Origin of the sequence: Microvirga roseola (genome assembly GCF_020866965.1) — a bacterium.
Lineage (GTDB): Bacteria > Pseudomonadota > Alphaproteobacteria > Rhizobiales > Beijerinckiaceae > Microvirga > Microvirga roseola.
This window is the reverse complement of record NZ_JAJATX010000140.1, coordinates 1-2,140: the sequence shown is the minus strand read 5'-3', so window position 1 is coordinate 2,140 and position 2,140 is coordinate 1. Positions and strand designations below refer to the sequence as shown.

Sequence of the window (2,140 nt, the reverse complement as noted above, 5' to 3'; positions counted from 1 at the left end):
GGCAGGCCCCGCCCGGTTCCTCATACCTGCCAAAGTAGTGCTAGACAGCGCAAGAGCGGCTTGCTGGCCGCACCGGTAGGTTTTTCCATCCGCGCTCTGGCAGGTCTGAGCGCTCTCCGGCGCATCGACACCATGGAAGCGTATCCGCGTCCCTCTGATCTCAAGGATATCTCCGTCGACCACGCTTGCCCGGCCGACGATCGGTTCGGCACTGAGGGGCACGGCAGACACGAAGATAGCGGCGAGGGCAAGGACGGCTTGGATCATCGGCGGACTTCTCGCTCAGGAATGGGCTGCGTAGGCACCACAACGTTATGCTAACAGGCCCTAGTAAAATCGGGACCGCTAACATCACCTGCGAGCAAAAGGACATCGACCGCTACAAGCGCATTGTGGCGGTCTGCTCGGCAAAGGGCGAGGATCTGAACGCTTGGGTAGTGAGCCAGGGATACGCCCTTGCATACCGTCAGTATGGCACTGATTACGTGGACCAAGAGAATGATGCCCGGAAAGCCAAGCGGGGTATTTGGGCCGGCCCGTTCACGCCGCCGTGGGACTGGCGCAAGGGCGGACGGGAAGGCATCTCATCCAGGGCCGCAGCGCCGACCGTATCCTCGAAGCCAGCCTCCAGGTCAGCCGACTGCAAGATCAAGGGCAACATTAGCGCCAAGGGTGATCGGATTTACCACGTGCCCGGTAGCCGGCACTATGATCGGACCCGGATCAGTGCGGGAGCCGGCAGGCCGCCTGATCCTGCAGGATGCCCCCGGGCCTCCAGTTCCATGGCAGAGGTTCATCCGCCGCTCGGTTCCAGTGCGCACCTTCGGCGACTGGGATGATCCCGTGCCCGGTTACGTCGGGGTCGATTTCGTGGCCCATTCCGGCACATCGTCCTCCGGCAGCTTCGTGCAGACGATGGTTCTAACTAATATCGCTACGAGCTGGACCGAGTGCGTGCCGGTGCGCACGCGCGATGGCGGTCTGGTGGTTGCGGCGATCCAGCAGGCGCGGTCGCTGTTTCCCTTTCCTCTGCTGGGCGTGGACTTCGACAATGACAGCGCCTTCATGAACGAATTGGTGGTCTGCTGGTGCCGGAGCGAGGGGCTGGAAGTGACGCGGTCGCGCGCCTATTGCAAGAACGACCAAGCCTGGGTGGAGCAGAAGAACGGCGCCATCGCAGGCTGGTGGGCTATGGCAGGTTCGTCGGGTCGGAGGCGACGGCATCACTGGCCCGCCTCTACGCTGTGGTGCGTCTGCACGGCAATCTGTTCTAGCGCTCGTCCAATGAGGCCGCATATGGCCGGTGCCAGCGGAGCCCGCTGAGCAACCGCTCAGCAAATGAGACATGTCAGAGGAGTTGAGACAAACCCAGTGACGCGGTTACCCTTGGCAAGATCCCGCCATTTACGTGTATTCCGGCATTCCATAAGGCCCGTTCCGCGAAATCAGGCTATATGCGTCTCGGCGACAGGCTGCATACGAGGTGGGGCATGGCTCCGGATCGTTCCGAATTCTCCAAAACTGTCATCGTCGGCAACAGTGGCTCAGGCAAGAGCTGGTTGGCCGAGAGGCTGGCTGAAGGCCTGGGCACAGTTGCAATCGATCTGGACTCCATTCATTGGGTGCCGGGCGGTTATAGTGCCCGGCGGGACCCTGATGTTGCGAAGAGCATGGTCCGCGACCAAGCCTCCAAAGATTGTTGGATCATTGAGGGGGTCTATGGCTGGCTGGCATATGAGGCTCTACCCTCTGCCACGGCCTTCATTTGGCTCGATCTGCCCGAGGCGGAGTGCATTGAGAACATTCGAGCGCGTGGGCTTCGCCGGGGCGGCGACGAGGCCTCCTTTGAGGCACTGATCGCTTGGGCTGGAGAGTACCGGATCCGAGACAATGCGAACTCCTTCACAGGACATTCGCGGCTCTTCGAACTTTTCGAGGGCAGAAAGCTCCACCTTCGATCCCGAGCGGAAATAACTAACCTTCTCGACGCGCTTTTTGATGGCTCGGCGGCTCTCCAGAAGCCCTTTTCCCCCGCAAGTCTTTCCAAGTAATTCGAGCTCGTTCAGGGTTCTTGCCAGAACCCCTTAGACTAACCCTTCACTAGGCTCAGGACCTATTAATTTGGGCTGAGGTGTGATTC

At 60.5% G+C, this 2,140-nt stretch carries 4 protein-coding genes; 3 read left to right on the top strand and 1 reads right to left on the bottom strand.

Going from position 1 to position 2,140, the window contains the following annotated elements:
• On the bottom strand, positions 1 to 267 hold a 267-nt coding region (locus LG661_RS24515), incomplete at its 3' end, for a thermonuclease family protein (RefSeq protein WP_230534611.1).
• 47 nt (positions 268 to 314) lie between these two features.
• Here LG661_RS24515 and LG661_RS25640 point away from each other — a divergent pair.
• The 3 genes from LG661_RS25640 to LG661_RS24505 all read left to right on the top strand — a co-directional run bounded on the left by LG661_RS25640 (position 315) and on the right by LG661_RS24505 (position 2,051).
• A complete protein-coding gene (locus LG661_RS25640; protein WP_407666843.1) occupies positions 315 to 839 on the top strand; it encodes a thermonuclease family protein in 525 nt (174 codons plus the stop codon).
• A 4-nt stretch (positions 840 to 843) separates the two neighbouring features.
• The gene (locus tag LG661_RS24510; RefSeq protein WP_230534610.1) at positions 844 to 1,323 is read left to right on the top strand and encodes a hypothetical protein; all 480 of its coding nucleotides are present in this window, start codon (positions 844 to 846) and stop codon (positions 1,321 to 1,323) included.
• Positions 1,324 to 1,490: 167 nt separating this feature from the next.
• The gene (locus LG661_RS24505; protein ID WP_230534609.1) at positions 1,491 to 2,051 is read left to right on the top strand and encodes a P-loop NTPase family protein; all 561 of its coding nucleotides are present in this window, start codon (positions 1,491 to 1,493) and stop codon (positions 2,049 to 2,051) included.
• The last annotated feature ends 89 nt before the right edge of the window (positions 2,052 to 2,140 follow it).